We start from the raw sequence: 436 nt of genomic DNA on the forward strand, positions 1-436 counted from the left end.
TTCACTTTTTCTGATTTGAGACAATAACGGCAATAAACGTCAACTTTAGCCATACTTCACCTAAAAAAGCTAAAAGCATATCACATCAACTAACTATTCAATACATGACCTAAAAAACGCTGACACGCCAGTTTCACCAGTTCACCGGCCACAATCTCACCCGCCACGACCCGCTCAGCATAGCGGATGCCTTCTGATACTTTCGCCATGTTAATCTCTCATTTGTAAAAACTCAGCCAGCGGGTCAGCCTTATCTTCCCCGGCCATGTTGACCTTAGACCGGCTGGAGGGTGACATACCAAACGCACTGAGCATGGTGTGAATACGTTTCCACGCATCGGCTTTCATGCCCGCCGCCGGATGCGCCTTAATTAATCCCTGATCGGTCCGGTAGGTGTAACCTTCACGCTCCAGTGTTTCACAGTGCGTGCGGTAT

The 436-nt window shown here is 48.4% G+C and carries 1 protein-coding gene; it reads right to left on the bottom strand.

Translation table 11 applies throughout. The annotated features are described in order from the left end of the window. Window positions 1-210 precede the first annotated feature (210 nt). A partial coding sequence (locus AAC854_RS23160; RefSeq protein WP_340619137.1) for a phage terminase small subunit P27 family occupies window positions 211-436 on the bottom strand: 226 nt, incomplete at its 5' end.

Source organism: Xenorhabdus entomophaga (assembly GCF_037996725.1).
GTDB lineage: Bacteria > Pseudomonadota > Gammaproteobacteria > Enterobacterales > Enterobacteriaceae > Xenorhabdus > Xenorhabdus khoisanae.